Below are 18,276 nucleotides of genomic sequence, written 5' to 3' on the forward strand. Positions count from 1 at the left end.
ACCCATCCAAATCGGATATTCGTATGAAAACCGCTCAAGAGTTCCGCGCCGGCCAAGTCGCCAACATCAATGGCGCTCCCTGGGTCATCCAAAAGGCCGAATTCAACAAGTCCGGCCGTAACAGCGCCGTCGTCAAGATGAAGCTGAAGAACCTGCTGACCGGCGCCGGTACCGAGACCGTGTTCAAGGCCGACGACAAGCTGGAGCCGATCATCCTTGAACGCAAGGAAGTGACCTACTCCTACTTCGCCGACCCGCTGTACGTGTTCATGGACACCGAGTTCAACCAGTACGAGATCGAGAAAGCCGACCTGGAAGGCGTCATGACCTTCATCGAAGACGGCATGACCGACGTTTGCGAAGCCGTTTTCTACAACGATCGCGTGATCTCCGTTGAACTGCCGACCACCATCGTTCGCCAGATCGCCTACACCGAGCCGTCCGTCCGTGGCGACACCTCCGGCAAGGTGATGAAGACTGCCCGCCTGCACAACGGTGCTGAGCTGCAGGTTTCCGCCTTCTGCGAAATCGGTGACTCCATCGAGATCGATACCCGCACCGGCGAGTACAAGTCCCGCGTCAAGGCGTGAGCCTGAACCGCGTGTGACAGAAAAGCCCGGCATTTGCCGGGCTTTTTCGTTTATGCCGTTTCGCTCAGAGCGCCTTCTGCAGGTTCTGGCGCAGGGCGACGAGCTCCTCCTTCAATGTGCCGAGGTCGCCCAGGGTCATTTCGCTGGCAGCGAGGATGCAGCCGGGGATGCGCTGGGCCTCCCGGTGCAGGGCGCGGCCCTTGTCGGTCAGGCGCAGTTCGACCACGCGCTCGTCGGCGCTGCTGCGGGTGCGGGTGATCAGGCCTTCGGCCTCCAGGCGCTTGAGCAGCGGGGTGAGGGAGCCGGGGTCGGTGAGCAGGCGGGCGCTGATTTCGCCGACGGTGATGCCGTCGCCCTCCCAGAGCACCAGCATGGCCAGGTACTGCGGGTAGGTGAGGCCCAGCTCCTGCAGCAGAGGCTTGTAGACCTTGGTCATCAGCAGCGAGGTGGAATACAGGGCGAAACACAGCTGGTTATCCAGCTTGAGGGCTTCGCAGGGCTCGATGGGTTCGCTCATGGCCACCTCCGGGTTGGACAAGTGCGCAATTTAGCGCACAAGCCTTTCGCGGGCAAAACAGCGTGCAGGCGGTTTGCAGCCCGGCTGGAAGCAGCCACACTTGGCGCTTTCCCACGTTCGCCAAGGAGTGCGAGATGACCGACCCGCAGAACAACCCCTACCAGGCGCCCCAGGCTCCGCTCACCCAGGAAACCGTCGGCGGCCTGCCGCTGGCGCCCCGTGGCACCCGCCTGGGCGCTGCGATCATCGACAGCCTCATCCTGATCCTCGTCTGCCTGCCCCTGGGCTTCGTCTTCGGGGTCTATGACGGCATCACCTCGGGCGTGCAGCCCGGCTTCGGGCAGCAGGCGGTGGGCGCCGTGCTGGGGATCGTCGCCTTCCTCGCGGTCAACGGGGTGTTCCTCAGCCGCTACGGCCAGACCGTGGGCAAGCGCCTGCTGAAGATCGCCATCGTCGACCAGGACGGCCACAAGCCGGAGTGGATTCCGATGTACCTCAAGCGCTACCTGCTCTGGGGGCTGGTGGCCTACATCCCGCTGCTGGGTGGGTTGGTGCTGCTGGTGAACTACCTGTTCATCTTCCGCGGCGACCGCCGCTGCCTGCATGACCTGACCGCCGGCACCCGCGTGGTCCAGTTGCCGGCCTGAGTCAGCCGCGACCGAGGCCGCCCCGCAGGGCCAGGTCCCAGGGCGGCTCCGGGCCGAAACGGTCCTTGAGGAACTCCAGCAACAGCCGGCTCCGCGAGCTGGCTTCCCCTTCCAGACGTAACGCGTAGATGCCGCTGGGCTCCGGCGGCGGCAGGCCGTCGTCGCAGAACAGCGGCACCAGTTCGCCGCGCACTAGATAGTCGCTGATCAGCCAGGTGGGCAGGTGGGCCACGCCGAGCCCGGCCACGGCGGCGAACAGCAGGGTCTCGGAATTGTTGGCGGTCATCCGCATGCGCTTGGGGCGGACGATCTGCAACCGGCCGTCCAGCTCGAAGCGCCAGGCGTAGGGCGGTGCCAGGGCGTCCCAGTCGAGGCCTTCGTGCTCTTCCAGTTCACGGACGCTGCGGGGCACGCCGCGTCGCTTCAGGTACTCCGGGCTGGCGCAGAGGATGCGCACCATGGGCGCCAGCGGGGTGGCCACCAGGCGGGTGTCGGCCAGTGGGCCGATGCGCAATATCAGGTCGACCTCGCCCAGGTGGGTGCCGTGCATGTCGACGAAGCTGTCGATCAGGCGCAGCTGCACGTCCAGCCCGGGGTAGGTGACCAGGAACTCGGCGATGGCCGGGGCCAGGTGGCGGCGGCCGAACGGGGCGGGGGCGTCGATGCGGATCAGGCCTTCCGGGGCGCTGCTCAGGGACACGGCTTCGGCCCGTGCCAGGCGCAGCTCGGCGAGGATGCGCTTTGCCCGTTCGGCAAAGGCCAGGCCGGCGGGCGTGGCGCGCACCGCGTGGGTGCTGCGGATGAACAGGGTGCTGCCAAGGGCCTTTTCCAGCCCGTCGATGCGGCGGGCTACGGCCGAGGGCGTCAGGGGGTGGCGGCGCGAGGCGGCGGAGAAGCTGCCGGCGTCGAGTACATCGAGGAACAGCGCCAGCTGTTCGGTGAGGGCGTCGGGGTACATGGGATTGCCTGTGCGAATTGCGCAAAGCCATTGTGCGCCGCTGTGCGTTTCCCCACCAGCCAGGGCTGCGTAGCATGCGCGCCAATTCGGATGGGAGGTTCCATGGATCTGTTGTCGATTGCGATGTATGTGGCGCTGGGGGCCTGCCTGGGCACGGTGGGCGGTGTGTTCGGCATCGGTGGTGGGCTGATCGCCATCCCCGCGCTGGGGGTGCTGTTCGGCCTGGATCAGCAACTGGCCCAGGGTACGGCGCTGGTGATGGTGGTGCCCAACGTGCTGCTGGCGCTGTGGCGCTACCACCAGCGCAACCGCATCGACCCGCGCCATGCACTGCTGCTGGCCGCCTCCAGCGTCGGTTTCGCCTGGCTGGCCTCGCTGGTGGCGGTGCAACTGGACGCCCAGAGCATGCGCCTGGCGTTCGTGGTGTTCCTGCTGGCCCTGGCGGCCTACAACTTCGCCCGCATGTTCATGGCCAAGGCCACGCCCAGTGCCGAGCTGCGCCATCCCTGGCCGTGGCTTGGCGTGCTGGGCGGCGTGGCGGGTGCCATGGGCGGGATGTTCGGCGTGGGCGGCGCGGTGATCGCCACGCCGGTGCTCACCAGCGTGTTCGGCACCACCCAGGTGGTGGCCCAGGGCCTGTCACTGACCCTGGCGGCGCCGAGCACCGCCGTGACCTTGCTTACCTACGGCCTCAACCACCACGTCGACTGGGCCATGGGCGTGCCCCTGGCCCTGGGCGGCCTGCTCAGCATCAGCTGGGGCGTGCGCCTGGCCCATGCCCTGCCCGAGCGGGTGCTGCGCACGGCGTTCTGCGTGTTCCTGCTGGTGTGTGCCGTGTTGCTGGCGATCAAGTGATCGGGCCTACAGGGCGTCTCTAAAAACGTAGGCGAGGCAGTCAGCGCAAGGCAAAAACAGGCGAAAAAGCGCAGTTTACGCGCGGTAAATGAGCATTTTGATCGGACTCGCGCACGAGCCTGTTTTTAACGCAGCGATGACAACGCAGGCAGTTTTTAGAGGTGCCCTACAGGCGGAACCCCTCGATGATGTGTTCGGCCAGCGTATCGGTCACCGGCGAGGTGCTGCGTGGATTGCGCATCAGCACGATGCTGCAGCTGGGCAGCAGGGGCAGGCCTTCCGCCTCGCCGAGGATGCGCATGTCGGCGGTGATCAGGCTCTGCAGCTGGGCCGTGACCGCCAGGCCGGCGCTGACCACGGCCATGATCGCCGACAGGCTGGGGCTGGTGTACGCCACGCGGTAGGCCCGGCCCAGGGTGTCCAGGGCGTTGCAGGCCCAGGCCCGGCAGAAGCAGTCGGTGTTGAACATCGCCAGCGGCATCTGCGCCTGCTCGTGGGGGCTGTGGCCGACGGCCTCGGCCCAGACGAAGCGCTCCTGGCGCAACAACTCGCCGATCTCGGTACCCGGCGCGCGGGTGAGGATGGTCAGGTCCAGGTCCTGGCGCTGCATGAGCTGCGAGGACGAGTCGCAATGCACCTCCACCTGCACCAGCGGGTAGGCCTGGGCGAAACGCGAGAGGATGCCGGGCAGGAAGCGCATCACGTAGTCATCCGGCGTGCCGATGTGCACGGCACCGACCATGTGCGGCTCGCGCAGGGTGGTCATCACCTCGCCATGCAGCTTGAGGATGCGCCGGGCATAGCTGAGCAGGATCTGCCCTTCGGCCGTCAGCCGCACATTGCGCCCCTCCCGCTCGAACACCGTGCGCTCCAGCACGTCCTCCTCCAGCCGCTTCATCTGCATGCTCACCGCCGACTGGGTGCGGTTGACGGCTTCCGCCGCGCGGGTGAAGCCGCCGTGGTCGGCAATGGCGACGAAGGTACGCAGCAGTTCCGTGTCGATGGCGGGGTAGCTCATTCATCAATTCCCAAGATGCGATGCATAAGAAACATTCGTTGGATTGATGTTAGCTGCAGCCGGAAACTGGCGCCAACCCACAAGGAGGGCCTCGCGATGAAAAGTCCAACCCTGCAAGTCGCCGTTTCGCTGCCGCACTCACCGCGCCTGTCGATGACGGGGCGTACGCTGCTGGCTCGCCTCCAGCGCTGGGCCCAGCTGTACCAGCAGCGCCGCGACCTGGCCCGGGCCAGCGATGCGATGCTCAAGGACCTGGGGCTGTCCCGCGCCGATGTCATGCGCGAATCCGAACGGCCTTTCTGGGATGATCCCCTGGCCAAGTAACCCACCGACGCACACGACCACCGAACAAGGAAGCCCCATGCACGTAGAAGTCAGGATCGTCAACGCCTTCACCGATGGCACGGTGGGCGGCAACCCGGCCGGCGTGGTGCTGGACGCCGACGCGCTCAGCACCGCCCAGAAACAGGCCATCGCGGCCCGTGTCGGTCTGTCCGAGACGGCCTTCGTCTCCGCCTCCGAGGAGGCGCCGTTCAAGCTGGAGTTCTTCACCCCCAACCGCCAGGTGGCCCATTGCGGCCACGCCACGGTGGCCACCTTCTCGCTGCTGCGGGAGCTGGGACGGGTCGCTCCCGGCGCGTCGGCGAAGGAGACCATCGACGGCCGGCGCTCGGTGTTCGTGGAGCGCGAGCAGGTCTTCATGGAACAGGCCGCGCCGCGTTACCAACTGCTGGATGACGGCCAGCAGGCGCAGCTGCTGCAGGCCCTGGGCCTCGTGCCAGCACAGCTGGCCGATGGCCTCCCTGTGGAGCGGGTGAGCACCGGGCTGGGCTTCGTGATCGTGCCGCTGCGCAGCGAAGCCGACGTGGCCGGCATCCGCATCGATACGCCTGCCCTGGAGCAGCTCAGCGAAGCGCTGGACCTGGTGGGCGTGTACGCCTTCTCGCAGCAGACCCGCCAGCCGGACCGGCACGCCGGGGCGCGGATGTTCGCGCCGCGCTACGGCATTGCCGAGGAGTCGGCTACCGGCATGGCGGCCGGGCCGCTGGCCTGCTACCTGCACGACCGCGTCGGGCTGAAGCAGCCGGTGCTGCGCATCGAGCAGGGCCACCTGATGCAGCCGCCGTCGCCGAGCCTGATCACCGTTGAATTCGACCTGGAGCGCGACGCCATCCTGCGGCTGATGGCCGGTGGCGCTGCCCAGGTCATGCAGACCCTGACCCTGACCCTGGACCTGTGAGGGCCCGCCCATGACGCATCACCTGGCACAACTGAACATCGCCCGCATGAAAGCCCCGCTGGATTCGCCGGTGATGGCGGATTTCGTCGCCAACCTGGCCCGCATCAACGGCCTCGCGGAGGCTTCTCCCGGCTACCTCTGGCGGCTGCAGGACGAGTCGGGCGATGCCACCGCGCTGCGTCCGTTCGGCGATGACGTGGTGGTGAACCTCTCGCTCTGGCGGGACCTGGATTCGCTGAAGACCTTCACCTACCAGGGCGCCCACACCGAGATGCTCAAGCGCCGGGGCGAGTGGTTCGACCGCCTCGGCGAGGCCCACCAGGTGCTCTGGTGGGTGCCGGCGGGTCACCGGCCGGACGTGCACGAAGCCGCCCGGCGCCTGGCCCGGCTGCAGGAGGAGGGCGCAGGGCCGGAGGCCTTCACCTTCCGTCACGCCTACCCGGTGCCTGCTGCCGCGAGCCCCGTGGCATGAGTGGAGCGACGCTGGCGCTGAGCGCGAGCGAGGCACGGCGCCTGGTGCTCGCGGCCCAGGGGTTCACCCGGGCGCCTCGTGGCGCGGTGCGGCCCCTGCACCTGGCGTCGCTGGCCGAGCGGCTGGGCGTGGTGCAGATCGACTCGGTGAATGCCCTGGTGCGTTCCCATTACCTGCCGTTCTTTTCCCGCCTGGGCGGCTACGAGGCCTCGGTGCTGGATGCGCTGGCCTGGAGCGGCGGGCGTCAGCGGCGCTTCTTCGAGTACTGGGGGCACGAGGCGTCACTGTTGCCGCTGTCCTTCTACCCGCTGATGCGCTGGCGCATGGCGCGCTCGGCCGCCGGGCAGGGCCTCTACGCCATGCTGGCGCGTTTCGGCCGCGAGCGGCAGGACGTGATCCAGCGGGTGCTGCAAGCCATCCGCACGGACGGCGCAAGCGGAGCCGGTGCACTCAGCACCCGCACCGAGCGGGCCGGCCCCTGGTGGGACTGGAGCGACGAGAAGAACGCGCTGGAGTGGCTGTTCGCCGCTGGCGAGGTGACGGTGGCCGGCCGGCGCGGCTTCGAGCGCCTGTACGACCTGCCGGAGCGGGTGATTCCCGCACAATGGTTGAACACCCCGGAGCCGACGCCCGATGCGGCGATGCGCGCGCTGCTGCTGCACGCCGCACGCGCCCTGGGCGTGGCGACGGAGAAGGACCTGCGTGATTACTTCCGCCTGGAAGTGGCCGATGCCCGACGGGCCCTGGCGGAGCTGGTGGAGGCCGGCGAACTGCTGCCGACCCAGGTGCGCGGCTGGACCCAGCCCGCTTACTGCGCCGGTGAGCCGGTCATCCCCCGTCGGGTTCGCGCAGCGGCGTTGCTGTCGCCCTTCGATTCACTGATCTGGGAGCGCAGCCGCACCGAGCGGCTGTTCGGCTTCCACTATCGGCTGGAGCTCTACACCCCGGCCGATCGCCGGCGCTATGGCTACTACGTGCTGCCGTTCCTGCTGGGAGATCGCCTGGTGGCGCGGGTCGACCTGCGTGCTGACCGGCAGGGCGGCAGCCTGAAGGTGCTGGCGGTGCACGAAGAGCCCGGCGGCCTGCCGGAACCGGCGCTGGCCGAACTGGGGCGCTGCCTGGTGGAGATGGCGAGCTGGCTGGGGCTGGACAGGGTGGACCTGGCCTGCGTGAGGCCGGTTTCGCAAGGGCTGGGGCGCTGGTTGCAGGCATAGCGGGGGCCACGTGGCGGCCCCCGCCAGGTCTCAGCGGACCTTGAGCACCAGCTTGCCGAAGTTGCCGCCGTCGAACAGCTTGGACAGGGTCTCGGGGAAGGTCTCCAGGCCTTCCACCACGTCTTCCTTGCTCTTCAGTTGGCCGCTGGCCATCCAGCCGCCCATTTCGCGGGCGGCATCGGCGAACTTCGCCGCGTGGTCCATCACCACGAAGCCTTCCATGCGGGCGCGGTTGACCAGCAGCGACAGGTAGTTGGCCGGGCCCTTGACCGCTTCCTTGTTGTTGTACTGGCTGATGGCGCCGCAGATGACGATGCGGGCCCTGGGGGCGAGGCGGGTCAGCACGGCGTCGAGGATGTCGCCGCCGACGTTGTCGAAGTACACGTCCACGCCCTTGGGGCACTCGCGCTTGAGCGCTTCGGCGACGTTCTCGGCCTTGTAGTCGATGGCTGCGTCGAAGCCCAGTTCGTCCACCAGGAAGCGGCACTTGTCGGCGCCACCGGCAATGCCGACCACGCGGCAGCCCTTGATGCGGGCGATCTGCCCGGCGACGCTGCCCACCGCACCGGCGGCGCCGGAGAGCACCACGGTCTCGCCGGCCTTGGGCGCGCCGACGTCCAGCAGGGCGAAGTAGGCGGTCATGCCGGTCATGCCCAGGGCGGAGAGGTACAGCGGCAGCGGCGCCTTGCTCGGGTCGACCTTGTAGAAGCCGCGCGGCTCGCCGAGGAAGTAGTCCTGCACACCCAGGGCGCCGTTGACGTGGTCGCCCACGGCGAAGTCCGGGTGGTTGGAGGCGATCACCTTGCCCACGCCGAGGGCGCGCATCACCTCGCCGATGCCCACCGGGGGGATGTAGGACTTGGCGTCGTTCATCCAGCCACGCATGGCCGGGTCGAGGGACAGGTAGAGGTTTTCCACCAGCACCTGGCCGGGTCCGGGTTCGCCAACGGCCGTCTCGACGAAGTTGAACGTGTCGCGGGTGGCGGGCCCCACGGGGCGCTTGGCGAGCAGGAACTGGCGGTTGATCAGGGACATGGCAGGGGACTCCGAATGGGTGAGACCCACCGGTTTAGTCGGGCAGGCCGGCCAGGGCAAGGTTCGTTGTCGCGAGGAATGCCACGGCATGAATCTGGATGATCCACGGGGGTGGCCTTAATCATCCGTCTGGATGCTGCCCTCTCCAGCGGCCTGATGATGCTGACGCCGTCTCGGTCCGACTGGCTAGACTCCGGGCGATTTCCACAGCATCCGAGGTTGCATCGATGAGCACGAGATTCTCCGGCCAGGTCGCCCTGGTCACCGGCGCCGGCAATGGCATCGGCCGCGCTACTGCACAGGCCTTTGCCGCTGAAGGCATCAAGGTGGTGGTGTCCGACGTGGACGTGGCCGGCGGCGAGACCACCGTGCAGCTGATCCGCGAGGCGGGTGGCGAGGCCACCTTCATCCGTTGCGACGTGACCCGGGATGCCGAGGTGAAGGCGCTGGTGGAGGGAACCGTCGCGGCCTACGGTCGCCTCGACTACGCGTTCAACAACGCCGGCATAGAGATCGAGAAGGGCAAGCTGGCCGACGGCAACGAGGACGAGTTCGACGCGATCATGGGCGTCAACGTCAAGGGCGTGTGGCTGTGCATGAAGCACCAGATCCCGCAGATGCTGGCCCAGGGCGGCGGCGCCATCGTCAACACCGCTTCGGTGGCGGGCATTGGCGCGGCACCGAAGATGAGCATCTACGCTGCCTCCAAGCACGCGGTCATCGGCCTGACCAAGTCGGCCGCCGTGGAGTACGCGAAGAAGAAGGTGCGGGTGAACGCGGTATGCCCGGCGGTGATCGACACCGACATGTTCCGCCGTGCCTACGAGGCGGACCCGAAGAAGGGCGAGTACGCCGCCGCCATGCACCCGGTGGGGCGCATCGGCAAGGTGGAGGAGATCGCCGGTGCGGTGCTCTACCTGTGCAGCGACGTGGCGGGCTTCACCACCGGGCATTCGCTGGTGGTGGACGGTGGCGCGACGGTGGTCTGAGCCGTCGAGCGGTCACACGGAAAAGGCGCCCTTGGGCGCCTTTTCCGTTTCGGGGCAGGTCAGTCCCGCCCGGTCCTGACGTTGAGGATCAGCAGAGTCAGGACGCCGGCCACCAGGCCCCAGAAGGCCGAGCCGATGGACAGCAGCGTCATGCCGGAGGCCGTGACCATGAAGGTCACCAGTGCGGCCTCGCGCTCCTTGGGCTCCTGCATGGCCACGGTGAGGCCGTTGCTGATGGAGCCGAACAGCGCCAGGGCCGCCACCGAGAGCACCAGCTCCTTGGGGAAGGCGGCGAACAGCGCGGCCAGGGTGGCGGCGAAGGTGCCGGCGATGCCGTAGAAGACCCCGCACCACATGGCGGCGGTGTAGCGCTTGCTGCGATCCTCGTGGGCGTGGGGGCCGGTGCAGATGGCGGCGCTGATGGCGGCCAGGTTGATGCCGTGGGAGCCGAAGGGCGCCAGCAGCAGCGAGGCGAAGCCGGTGGCCGAGACCAGGGGCGAGGCCGGCACCTGGTAACCGTCGGCACGCAGCACGGCGATGCCGGGGATGTTCTGCGATGCCATCGCCACGATGAACAGCGGCAGGCCGATGCTGATGATGGCGGTGAAGGAGAAGGTCGGGGTGGTCCACGCCGGTTGCGCCAGGTGGAAGTGGAAGCCGCTGAAGTCCAGCAGGCCCAGGGCACCGGCGGTGACGCAGCCCACCAGCAGCGCGGCGAGCACCGCATAGCGCGGCTGCAGGCGCTTGAACAGCAGGTAGCTGAAGAACATCGCCAGGACCAGGGCGGTGCGGTGCTGGGCGGCGATGAAGATCTCGCTGCCGATCTTGAACAGGATGCCGGCCAGCAGCGCGGCGGCGAGGGAGCCCGGCAGGCGCCGCATCAGCCGCTCGAAGCCGCCGGTGAGCCCCACCAGGGTCAGCAGGATGGCGCAGACGACGAAGGCGCCGATGGCGTCGGAATAGGGCACGCCGGGCAGGCTGGTGATCAGCAGTGCCGCGCCCGGGGTGGACCAGGCCACGGTGATCGGTGTGCGGTAGCGCAGCGAGAGGCCGATGCTGCAGATGGCCATGCCGATGGACAGGGCCCAGATCCACGAGGCGATCTGCCCGCTGGAGAGGCCGGCGGCCTGGCCGGCCTGGAACATCAGCACCAGGGAGCTGGTGTAGCCGGTGAGCATGGCGATGAAACCGGCCACCACCGCCGAAGGCGAGGAGTCGGCCAGCGGGCGCAGGCGGGGCAGGGCGGTGCCGGTGTCGGAGGCACGGGTCATCAGAGCGTTCCCTTGAAGTCGACGAGGATGGGGTAGAGCGAGGCCACCAGCAGGACGGCCATGCCGATATTGAACGCGCGGAGCACCCGTGGCGAGGACAGCCAGTGGCGCAGCAGGCTGCCGGCAACGGTCCAGAGGCCGACGCTGGGGCAGTTGATCAGCGCGAACAGGGCGGCGATCAGCAGGGCGTTGGTGACGAAGTTCTCCTGCGGGGTGTAGGTGGTGATGGCGCCGATCGCCATCACCCAGGCCTTGGGGTTGACCCACTGGAAGGCCGCCGCCTGGAGGAAGGTGAAGGGGCGCGCCTCGCCCTTGGCGTCGTCGGGGGCGCCGGAGCCGGCGATCTTCCAGGCCAGGTAGACCAGGTAGGCCGCGCCGCCATAGCGCAGCAGGCTGTACAGCAGGGGAACCTGCTCGAAGACCTGGTGCAGTCCCAGGCCTACCGCAGCGACCATCACCATGAAGCCGATGCTGATGCCGAGCATGTGCGGCAGGCTGCGGCGGATGCCGAAGTTCACTCCGGAGGCGAGCAGCATCATGTTGTTGGGGCCGGGGGTGATGGAGGTGACGAGGGCAAACAGCGCAAAGGCGAGCAACAGTTCCAGGCTCATGACAGGTCTCTCTTCTTGGAGGGAGAAAGCCTACGGCGTGGCGCTTCGCCGCGCCCCGTACAGCGATGTGCGCAAAAAGCGATACAGTCGCGTGACGTCGCCCGTGTGCACCGTTACTGTGCCGGTCAGTTGAATCAGGAGCCCCGTCATGGACGAGAACCCCTACGCACCCCCTCAGGTCGAACTGCTCCAGCCGGAGGCACCGCGCCCGTTGCCGGAATGGAGCGCTGGCCAGCTCAGGCTGTTGGGCTGGCTGTCCCTGGTCGGCTTCCTGGGCAACCTGGTGCTGTTGCTGGGTGTGGTGTCGATCGGCTGGTTCGGAATCGAGCTGCCGGTGGCCTACACCGACTGGTCGGGTCTTTCCCTGGTGCTACTGGGCAGCTATGTCTCCCTGCGCTTCAAGGTCTTCGCCGAGGCGCGTTTTGCTGCCATCGGCCTGACCTGGCCCACCTGGGTCGTGGTGGTCACCAGCGTGCTGCTGCAGGTGATGCTGATGACGGTGGGCGACCAGCTGGGGAGCCTGGGGTGGGAGATGGCTCTGTACGGCTCCGGTCTGGTGCTGTGCGGGGCGGGGTGCATCTGGCTCGGCGTGCGCCTGGTGAAGGTGCCGGACACCTATTCGTCTTTCCGGGTCGTGGCCGGTGCCATCCTGGTGACGGGTGTGATGCTGGTTTCGCTGCTGCTGGCGGCGTTCAGTTCGTTGCCGGCGCTGGTGTCGGTGGTGGCCACGGCACTGGTGTTCTTCCGGGGTGCGCGGGAGCTGGAGGGCGGGCGCTGAGGCGCCTCAGGTGCCTTCCGGCTCGTCCTGGCGGGCGCCGCCCAGGGTCTGGTTGACCTTCAGCCAGCCTTCCACCGCATCGGCCCCGGCCTCGCCGAAGGCCCGCTCCAGCAGGCGGGCCTGCTCCCGACGCAGGCTCTTCTCCAGCTTCGAGCCTTCTGCCGTCAGCCCCAGCTGGCGCTTGCGCTTGTCGTCGTCGGCGGTGCTGCTCTGCACCAGGTCCATCTCCATCAACTGGCGTAGCGGCGTGTTCAGCGCCTGCTTGCTCACGCCGAGGTAGCCGAGCATTTCCTTCACGCTCAGCCCCGGGTACTTGGCGATGAAGAACAGGATGCGGTGGTGCACCCGCGACAGCCCGCGACGGGCGAGCATTTCGTCGGGCTTGCTGGTGAAGGCCTGGTAGCCGAAGAAGAAGGCTTCCATGGCGGCGTGCTGGACGGCGGGGTTTTTCAGGTCAAGCATATTGACGTATCCATCCCGGGCATCGTAGTTTCGGTCAAGCAGTTTGACTCAATTCTCACGCCTTCGCACCCGGTGACATCCATGGCCTTCTCCGAACGCATCGCCCGCCTGAAAAGCTCCCTGATCCGTGAAATCCTCGCTGCGGCGCAGCGCCCGGAGGTGATGTCCTTCGCCGGTGGCCTGCCGGCCGAGCCGATGCTGCCGAAGGTGGAGTGGGCGGACATGCCGGCGAGCATGGGTCAGTACGGCATGAGCGAGGGCGAGCCGGCTCTGCGTGAGGCGGTGGCCGCCGAGGCGCGCGCCCTGGGTGTGCCCTGCGATGCCAGCCAGGTGCTGATCGTCAGTGGTTCCCAGCAGACCCTGGACCTGGCGTCGAAGCTGTTCATCGACCCGGGCACCGAGGTGCTGCTGGAAGCGCCGACCTACCTGGCCGCGCTGCAGGCGTTCCAGCTGTTCGGTGCCGACTGCATCGCCGTGGCCCAGGAGGCTGACGGCCCCGAGCTGGCCTCCCTGCGCCAGCGCCTGGAGCAGCACAAGCCGGCCTTCGCCTACCTGATCCCGACCTTCCAGAACCCCTCGGCGGTGCGCTACAGCGAGGCCAAGCGCGACGCCGTGGCGGCGCTGCTGGACGAGTTCGGCGTGACCCTGATCGAGGACGAGCCGTACCGCGAACTGGTGTTCGACGGCGGCAGCGCCACCCCCATCGTCAGCCGCCTGAAGAAGGCCAGCTGGATCTACACCGGCACCGTCTCCAAGACCCTGCTGCCGGGCCTGCGCGTAGGCTTCCTGATCGCCAGTCCGGACCTGTTCCCCTACCTGCTGCGCCTGAAACAGTCCGCCGACCTGCACACCAACCGCATCGGCCAGTGGCAGGCCCTGCAGTGGCTCGGCAGCGAGCAGTACCGGGGCCACCTGGCCGAGCTGCGTGACTTCTACCGCGTGCGCCGCGATGCCATGCAGGCGGCGCTGGAAGAACACTTCGGCGACCTGGCCACCTGGGAAGTGCCCCAGGGCGGGCTGTTCTTCTGGCTGGCCCTCAAGCAGCCGCTGGATACCCGCACCCTGCTGAAGCCGGCGCTGGACCAGAACGTTGCCTTCATGCCGGGCGAGCCGTTCTTCATCGATCCGGACAACCACCCCGGCTACCTGCGCCTGAACTTCAGCCACGTGGCGCCGGAGCGCCTGGGCGAGGGGCTGCGCCGTCTGGCCAGCGTGGTACGGGAAGCCCAGGCCGCCCAGGCCGTCTGATCGAGGAGCAGGCGATGTACAAGGTTTACGGTGATGTGATTTCCGGCAACTGCTACAAGGTCAAGCTGATCCTCGAGCTGCTCGGGCAGCCCTATCAGTGGGTGCCGGTGGACATCCTCAAGGGTGAGACCCAGAGCGAGGCCTTCCTGGCGCTCAACCCCAACGGCAAGATCCCGGTTCTGGAGCTGGAGGACGGCACCACCCTGTGGGAGTCCAACGCCATCCTCAACTTCCTGGCCGAGGGCAGCGACCTGCTGCCCACTGAGCCGCGCCTGCGCACCCAGGTGTTGCAGTGGCAGTTCTTCGAGCAGTACAGCCATGAGCCCTATGTGGCGGTGGCGCGCTTCATCAAGCGTTACCAGGGCATGCCGGCCGAGCGCGCCGAGGAGTACCAGGTGTGCCTGGTGCGCGGCTACAAGGCCCTGCGGGTGATGGAGCAGCAGCTCTCCCGCACGCCGTACCTGGTGGGTGATACCTATTCCATCGCGGACATCGCCCTGTACGCCTACACCCACGTGGCGGAAGAGGGCGGCTTCGACCTCTCCGGCTTCCCCGCTATCCAGGCCTGGATGGCACGGGTGGCGGCTCATCCGCGTCACGTCAGCATCGGTTGAGGCGGCACGTCGCCGCCATGGCGCGCACGGCAGCCCTGGTCTAACGTCCTCCGGGTCCATTCCGGGCCTGGAGGCGTGCAGATGAAATACCGGGGAGGCTGCCATTGCGGCCGTATCGCGTTCGAGGTCGAGGGCAGCCCCATCACCGAGGTGATGGCCTGCAACTGCTCGCTGTGCAGCAAGCGTGGCTACCTGCTGTGGTTCGTCCCGCGCGCCCAGCTGGCGCTGGAGACGCCCGAGGTCGACCTGTCCACCTATCGCTTCAATCGCATGCAGATCGCCCATCACTTCTGCGGCACCTGTGGCTGCGCGCCGTTCGGCGAGGCTTCCGATCCCCAGGGCAACGCCATGGCGGCGGTGAACGTGCGCTGCCTGGAGGGCGTCGATCCGGATGCGCTGCAGGTGCGCAAGGTGGATGGGCGCAGCTTCTAGCGGGTCGTCTTCCGGGGCGCCAAATAAAAAAACCGGCCCTGGGCCGGTTTTTTCGTGGGCGATCCCTCAGCGGATCAGGTTGAGGAACTCGCTGCGGGTCGCGGCGTTGTTGCGGAATTCGCCGAGCATCACCGAGGTGATCATCGAGGAATTCTGCTTCTCCACGCCGCGCATCATCATGCACATGTGCTGGGCCTCGATCACCACGGCCACGCCCAGGGCGCCGGTGACCTGCTCCACCGCTTCGGCGATCTGCCGGCTCAGGTTCTCCTGGATCTGCAGGCGGCGGGCGAACATGTCGACGATGCGCGCCACCTTGGACAGGCCCAGCACCTTGCCGTTGGGTAGGTAGGCCACGTGAGCCTTGCCGATGAAGGGCAGCAGGTGGTGCTCGCACAGGGAGTACAGCTCGATGTCCTTGACCAGCACCATCTCGCTGTTGTCGGAGGTGAACAGGGCGCCGTTGATCACCTCGTCCAGTGTCTGCTCGTAGCCGCGGCAGAGGTACTGCATGGCCTTGGCAGCGCGCTTGGGGGTGTCCAGCAGGCCTTCGCGGTTCACGTCCTCGCCTAATTGGCCGAGGATCGCGGTGTAGTGGCTTGCCAGTTTGTCGGGGCTAGAGTCCATGGTGCTTCCAGAATCGAGTGGATGTAGGCGGACCATTGGCATGCCCATCGGGCCCGGTCGTTGCCGGGGCAGCCCTTACGGCTGCATCGCACGCGGTGGGGGCGGGACGCTCTGGCGGCGGCTTCCGCACGGCCACCCGGCACATGGTCGCGTTTCGTTCGGCGGCGATTGTACTGCGCCTGCCCGTGCTTGCCGAACTTCTTTGGCCTCCCCGCCGTCTGATGGCAGTCGGCTATCGCGGCGATAGCAAGCTTCGATTGCCCATCGCTTCAGCCAATCCCTAGGCTGCCGATACCTGTGTCGTCTTTCTTATCCTCATGCCGTTTTCGAGGTCCTGCCCGATGTTCCAGTCATCCCTCAAGCGCGAACTGGCCGAGTGCCAAGCCCAGCTCACGCAGGCCCTGGCGCGCCGTAGCGCCGTCGATCGCTCCATGGCGGTCATCGAATTCCTGCCGGATGGCACCATCGTGTCCGCCAACGAGAATTTCCTGTCTGCGGTCGGTTACCGCCTGGAGGAGGTGCAGGGACGGCACCACCGGATGTTCTGTGATCCGGCCTATGCCAATAGTGCCGAGTACCGCCGCTTCTGGGAGCGCCTGGCGGCGGGCGAGTTCATCCGCGACCGCTTCCGTCGCCAGGACAAGCAAGGGCGCGAATTGTGGCTCGAGGCCAGCTACAACCCGGTGCGTGACACGGCTGGGCGGGTGGTCGGGGTGCTCAAGCTGGCCACCGACATCACCGCCCAGGTGGTGCGTGAACAACAGCAGGAAAGCCTGATCAGCGCCATCGACCGTTCCATGGCGGTGATCGAGTTCAACCTCAAGGGCGAGGTGCTCACCGCCAACGAGAATTTCCTCAGCCTGATGGGGTATCGCCTGGACGAGATCCGCGGGCGCCATCACCGGCAGCTGTGTACCCGCGAGGATGGCGCTTCGCCCGAGTACGCACAGTTCTGGGAGCGCCTGAACCGCGGTGAGTTCTTCTCCGGCCGCTTCAAGCGGGTCAACAAGCGCGGGGATGTGGTCTGGCTGCGTGCCACCTACAACCCGGTGTTTGACGCCAATGGCACCCTCTACAAGGTGGTGAAACTGGCCTCGGACGTGACTGAGCAGGTGCTGCACCAGCAGGCCGAGTCCGAAGCGGCGCACCTGGCCTACGAGATATCCCTGCAGACCGACGGTGGTGCGCAGCGTGGTGCTGAAGTGGTCCAGCGCACGGTGGACGTGGTGCAGGGCATCGCTGGCGAATTGAACCGGGCGGCCAGCGGCATTTCGGCCGTGAGCCAGCAGTCCGACCAGATCAGCAGCATCGTCCAGACCATCCGCGGCATTGCCGACCAGACCAACCTGCTGGCGCTGAATGCTGCCATCGAGGCGGCACGCGCCGGCGAACAGGGGCGCGGGTTCGCCGTGGTAGCCGAGGAGGTGCGCAACCTGGCGGCGCGCACGGCCCAGGCGACGGTGGAGATCGTCGACGTGGTAAGGCGCAACCATGAGCTGTCCCAGGAGGCGGTGCAGAGCATGGAAAGCAGCCGCGAGAAGGTGGAGCAGGGGGTGCAGCTGGCCAGCCAGGCGGGCCAGGCGATCCTGGAGATCCAGGAAGGTGCCCAGCGGGTGGTGGAAGCCATCCGCCAGTTCAGTTCCACGCTGGAACGTTGAATCAAGTGGCCGCCCGGTGCCGGGCGGCCCTGGTCACGGTTACTCGTCGCGGCCTTCGAGCATGGTGCGGCGCAGCATCACGTAGAGGGCGCCGGTGCCGCCGTGGCGCGGCAGGCAGGAAGTGAAGCCGAGCACCTGGGGATGCTGGCGCAGCCAGGTGTTGACGTGGCTCTTGATCAGCGGGCGCTTGCCATCCAGGCGTGCGGCCTTGCCATGGGTGATGCGCACGCAGCGGATTTCCAGCTTGGCGGCTTCGGCGAGGAAGTCCCAGAGTGTCTCGCGGGCTTTTTCCACGGTCATACCGTGCAGGTCGAGGCTGCCCTCGAAGGCGATCTGGCCCTGCTTGAGCTTGCGCATCTGGCCTTCCTGGACGCCGTCGCGGGCCCAGTTCAGTTCATCCTCGGCACCCACATCGATCACGAAGAGGTCGGACAGGCCGTCCACTTTGGTGCTGGTGCCCGCCTGGGTGGCGTTCTGCCGGCGGCTGACGACCTGCTGGCGGTCGGCACGCGGCTTGCCGACATCCGCGCGGTCGTGCTGGATGCGTTTGACGCCACGCATCTGCTGGCTGAACAGGGAAAAATCGTCGTCTTGCATGAGGGCCTCCACAGCGGCCGCTCAGTTTACCCGCGAGGCGGGGCGACGTCAGTGGCGTTTCTTCATCAACCGGGGTGACAGGTCCAGGTTGCTGCGCCGACGGAAGCGCCGCCGTGCATGGCGCCAGAGCCCAACGCCGAAGGCCAGCAGCAACAGGCCGCTGACCAGCAGGGTCAGCGCGGCGCCGGTGCTGTCGTTGAGAGGGCCCAGTGCCGGCGGACGGCCGAGCAGGGTGGCCGAGCCGGCCATCGCCAGGAGGATGCCCAGGGTGGCGATCAGCGCCGCACAGCCGGCCAGCAGCCGCCAGCCCAGGTGCCGGGGCGCATGGGGGCGAAGGCGGCGGGCGTCGAATCCATCGGGTTGTCTCATCCGGTCTTCCTCGTCTTGATCGGGCGTATGACCGGAACCAGCGGGTGGGGTTCCTGCCATTCGCCCGATAGGAG

Annotated in this window: 22 protein-coding genes and 2 pseudogenes; 14 read left to right on the forward strand and 10 right to left on the reverse strand. The window is 67.4% G+C overall.

Annotated elements, in window-relative coordinates; translation table 11 throughout:
- Window positions 1-23 precede the first annotated feature (23 nt).
- Window positions 24-590 (forward strand): elongation factor P, encoded by a 567-nt coding sequence (gene efp / locus FBY21_RS02940; protein WP_044399835.1) that lies wholly within the window; start codon window positions 24-26, stop codon window positions 588-590.
- A 64-nt stretch (window positions 591-654) separates the two neighbouring features.
- Here the strand turns inward: efp and FBY21_RS02945 are convergent, their stop codons facing one another.
- Window positions 655-1,107 (reverse strand): MarR family winged helix-turn-helix transcriptional regulator, encoded by a 453-nt coding sequence (locus tag FBY21_RS02945; protein WP_044399831.1) that lies wholly within the window; start codon window positions 1,105-1,107, stop codon window positions 655-657.
- A gap of 134 nt (window positions 1,108-1,241) precedes the next feature.
- Here FBY21_RS02945 and FBY21_RS02950 point away from each other — a divergent pair, with 134 nt between their 5' ends.
- Window positions 1,242-1,754, forward strand: coding sequence for an RDD family protein (locus FBY21_RS02950; RefSeq protein ID WP_142008514.1), 513 nt, complete (start codon window positions 1,242-1,244; stop codon window positions 1,752-1,754).
- Between the two features lies 1 nt (window position 1,755).
- Here FBY21_RS02950 and FBY21_RS02955 read toward each other — a convergent pair whose 3' ends face one another.
- Entirely contained in the window at window positions 1,756-2,712 is a 957-nt protein-coding gene (locus FBY21_RS02955) for a LysR family transcriptional regulator (protein ID WP_142008516.1), read from the reverse strand.
- Between the two features lie 102 nt (window positions 2,713-2,814).
- On the opposite strand from FBY21_RS02955, the gene FBY21_RS02960 reads away from it, so the two are divergent.
- A complete protein-coding gene (locus tag FBY21_RS02960; protein ID WP_174244713.1) occupies window positions 2,815-3,567 on the forward strand; it encodes a sulfite exporter TauE/SafE family protein in 753 nt (250 codons plus the stop codon).
- A gap of 166 nt (window positions 3,568-3,733) precedes the next feature.
- Here FBY21_RS02960 and FBY21_RS02965 read toward each other — a convergent pair whose 3' ends face one another.
- A complete protein-coding gene (locus tag FBY21_RS02965) occupies window positions 3,734-4,585 on the reverse strand; it encodes a LysR substrate-binding domain-containing protein (protein ID WP_142008518.1) in 852 nt (283 codons plus the stop codon).
- A gap of 153 nt (window positions 4,586-4,738) precedes the next feature.
- Between FBY21_RS02965 and FBY21_RS29800 the strand changes: the two genes are divergently transcribed.
- Genes FBY21_RS29800 through FBY21_RS02985 form a run of 4 tightly spaced genes read left to right on the forward strand, consistent with a single transcriptional unit; the run spans window position 4,739 to window position 7,511 of the window.
- Window positions 4,739-4,909 carry a DUF1127 domain-containing protein gene (locus tag FBY21_RS29800; RefSeq protein ID WP_074973976.1) on the forward strand — a complete coding sequence of 57 codons (171 nt, stop codon included), beginning with the start codon at window positions 4,739-4,741 and terminating at the stop codon, window positions 4,907-4,909.
- Window positions 4,910-4,946: 37 nt separating this feature from the next.
- A complete protein-coding gene (locus tag FBY21_RS02975) occupies window positions 4,947-5,825 on the forward strand; it encodes a PhzF family phenazine biosynthesis protein (protein ID WP_142008520.1) in 879 nt (292 codons plus the stop codon).
- A gap of 10 nt (window positions 5,826-5,835) precedes the next feature.
- A complete protein-coding gene (locus FBY21_RS02980) occupies window positions 5,836-6,297 on the forward strand; it encodes a DUF3291 domain-containing protein (protein WP_142008522.1) in 462 nt (153 codons plus the stop codon).
- Window positions 6,294-7,511 (forward strand): winged helix-turn-helix domain-containing protein, encoded by a 1,218-nt coding sequence (locus FBY21_RS02985; protein ID WP_142008524.1) that lies wholly within the window; start codon window positions 6,294-6,296, stop codon window positions 7,509-7,511. The genes FBY21_RS02980 and FBY21_RS02985 overlap by 4 nt, the downstream gene beginning before the upstream one ends.
- 30 nt (window positions 7,512-7,541) lie before the next feature.
- On the opposite strand, the gene FBY21_RS02990 is transcribed toward FBY21_RS02985, so the two are convergent.
- Window positions 7,542-8,546, reverse strand: a complete 1,005-nt coding sequence (locus FBY21_RS02990; protein WP_074973961.1) for an NADP-dependent oxidoreductase — start codon at window positions 8,544-8,546, stop codon at window positions 7,542-7,544.
- 227 nt (window positions 8,547-8,773) lie between these two features.
- Here FBY21_RS02990 and FBY21_RS02995 point away from each other — a divergent pair, with 227 nt between their 5' ends.
- On the forward strand, window positions 8,774-9,535 hold the full coding sequence (locus FBY21_RS02995) for an SDR family oxidoreductase (protein WP_107330275.1): 762 nt from the start codon (window positions 8,774-8,776) through the stop codon (window positions 9,533-9,535).
- Window positions 9,536-9,594: 59 nt separating this feature from the next.
- On the opposite strand, the gene FBY21_RS03000 is transcribed toward FBY21_RS02995, so the two are convergent.
- Window positions 9,595-10,806, reverse strand: a complete 1,212-nt coding sequence (locus FBY21_RS03000; protein WP_142008526.1) for a benzoate/H(+) symporter BenE family transporter — start codon at window positions 10,804-10,806, stop codon at window positions 9,595-9,597.
- A complete protein-coding gene (locus FBY21_RS03005) occupies window positions 10,806-11,417 on the reverse strand; it encodes a LysE family translocator (RefSeq protein WP_074973955.1) in 612 nt (203 codons plus the stop codon). The genes FBY21_RS03000 and FBY21_RS03005 overlap by 1 nt, the downstream gene beginning before the upstream one ends.
- 148 nt (window positions 11,418-11,565) lie before the next feature.
- Here FBY21_RS03005 and FBY21_RS03010 point away from each other — a divergent pair, with 148 nt between their 5' ends.
- On the forward strand, window positions 11,566-12,195 hold the full coding sequence (locus FBY21_RS03010) for a hypothetical protein (RefSeq protein ID WP_142008528.1): 630 nt from the start codon (window positions 11,566-11,568) through the stop codon (window positions 12,193-12,195).
- A 6-nt stretch (window positions 12,196-12,201) separates the two neighbouring features.
- On the opposite strand, the gene FBY21_RS03015 is transcribed toward FBY21_RS03010, so the two are convergent.
- Window positions 12,202-12,657 carry a MarR family winged helix-turn-helix transcriptional regulator gene (locus tag FBY21_RS03015; RefSeq protein WP_044399797.1) on the reverse strand — a complete coding sequence of 152 codons (456 nt, stop codon included), beginning with the start codon at window positions 12,655-12,657 and terminating at the stop codon, window positions 12,202-12,204.
- Window positions 12,658-12,738: 81 nt separating this feature from the next.
- Between FBY21_RS03015 and FBY21_RS03020 the strand changes: the two genes are divergently transcribed.
- The 3 genes from FBY21_RS03020 to FBY21_RS03030 all read left to right on the forward strand — a co-directional run bounded on the left by FBY21_RS03020 (window position 12,739) and on the right by FBY21_RS03030 (window position 14,951).
- Window positions 12,739-13,905: a PLP-dependent aminotransferase family protein gene (locus FBY21_RS03020; protein ID WP_044399794.1), complete on the forward strand. Its 1,167-nt coding sequence runs from the start codon at window positions 12,739-12,741 to the stop codon at window positions 13,903-13,905.
- A gap of 14 nt (window positions 13,906-13,919) precedes the next feature.
- Entirely contained in the window at window positions 13,920-14,519 is a 600-nt protein-coding gene (locus tag FBY21_RS03025) for a glutathione S-transferase family protein (protein WP_044399791.1), read from the forward strand.
- Window positions 14,520-14,600: 81 nt separating this feature from the next.
- Complete coding sequence (locus tag FBY21_RS03030) at window positions 14,601-14,951, forward strand: GFA family protein (RefSeq protein WP_142008530.1); 351 nt, start codon at window positions 14,601-14,603, stop codon at window positions 14,949-14,951.
- Window positions 14,952-15,017: 66 nt separating this feature from the next.
- On the opposite strand, the gene folE is transcribed toward FBY21_RS03030, so the two are convergent.
- The gene (gene folE, locus FBY21_RS03035) at window positions 15,018-15,578 is read right to left on the reverse strand and encodes a GTP cyclohydrolase I FolE (protein ID WP_044399785.1); all 561 of its coding nucleotides are present in this window, start codon (window positions 15,576-15,578) and stop codon (window positions 15,018-15,020) included.
- Window positions 15,579-15,919: 341 nt separating this feature from the next.
- Here folE and FBY21_RS30145 point away from each other — a divergent pair.
- Together FBY21_RS30145 and FBY21_RS30150 are read left to right on the forward strand one after the other, a co-directional pair.
- Window positions 15,920-16,693: pseudogene (locus FBY21_RS30145) on the forward strand (PAS domain-containing protein); the annotation flags it as partial.
- 126 nt (window positions 16,694-16,819) lie between these two features.
- A pseudogene (locus FBY21_RS30150) lies at window positions 16,820-17,236 on the forward strand (methyl-accepting chemotaxis protein); the annotation flags it as partial.
- A gap of 39 nt (window positions 17,237-17,275) precedes the next feature.
- Here FBY21_RS30150 and FBY21_RS03045 read toward each other — a convergent pair.
- Together FBY21_RS03045 and FBY21_RS03050 are read right to left on the reverse strand one after the other, a co-directional pair.
- Window positions 17,276-17,833, reverse strand: coding sequence for a Smr/MutS family protein (locus FBY21_RS03045; protein WP_074973945.1), 558 nt, complete (start codon window positions 17,831-17,833; stop codon window positions 17,276-17,278).
- A gap of 48 nt (window positions 17,834-17,881) precedes the next feature.
- Window positions 17,882-18,202 carry a hypothetical protein gene (locus FBY21_RS03050; RefSeq protein WP_044399776.1) on the reverse strand — a complete coding sequence of 107 codons (321 nt, stop codon included), beginning with the start codon at window positions 18,200-18,202 and terminating at the stop codon, window positions 17,882-17,884.
- Window positions 18,203-18,276: the final 74 nt, after the last annotated feature.

Origin of the sequence: Pseudomonas sp. SLBN-26, assembly GCF_006715895.1 — a bacterium.
Lineage (GTDB): Bacteria > Pseudomonadota > Gammaproteobacteria > Pseudomonadales > Pseudomonadaceae > Metapseudomonas > Metapseudomonas otitidis.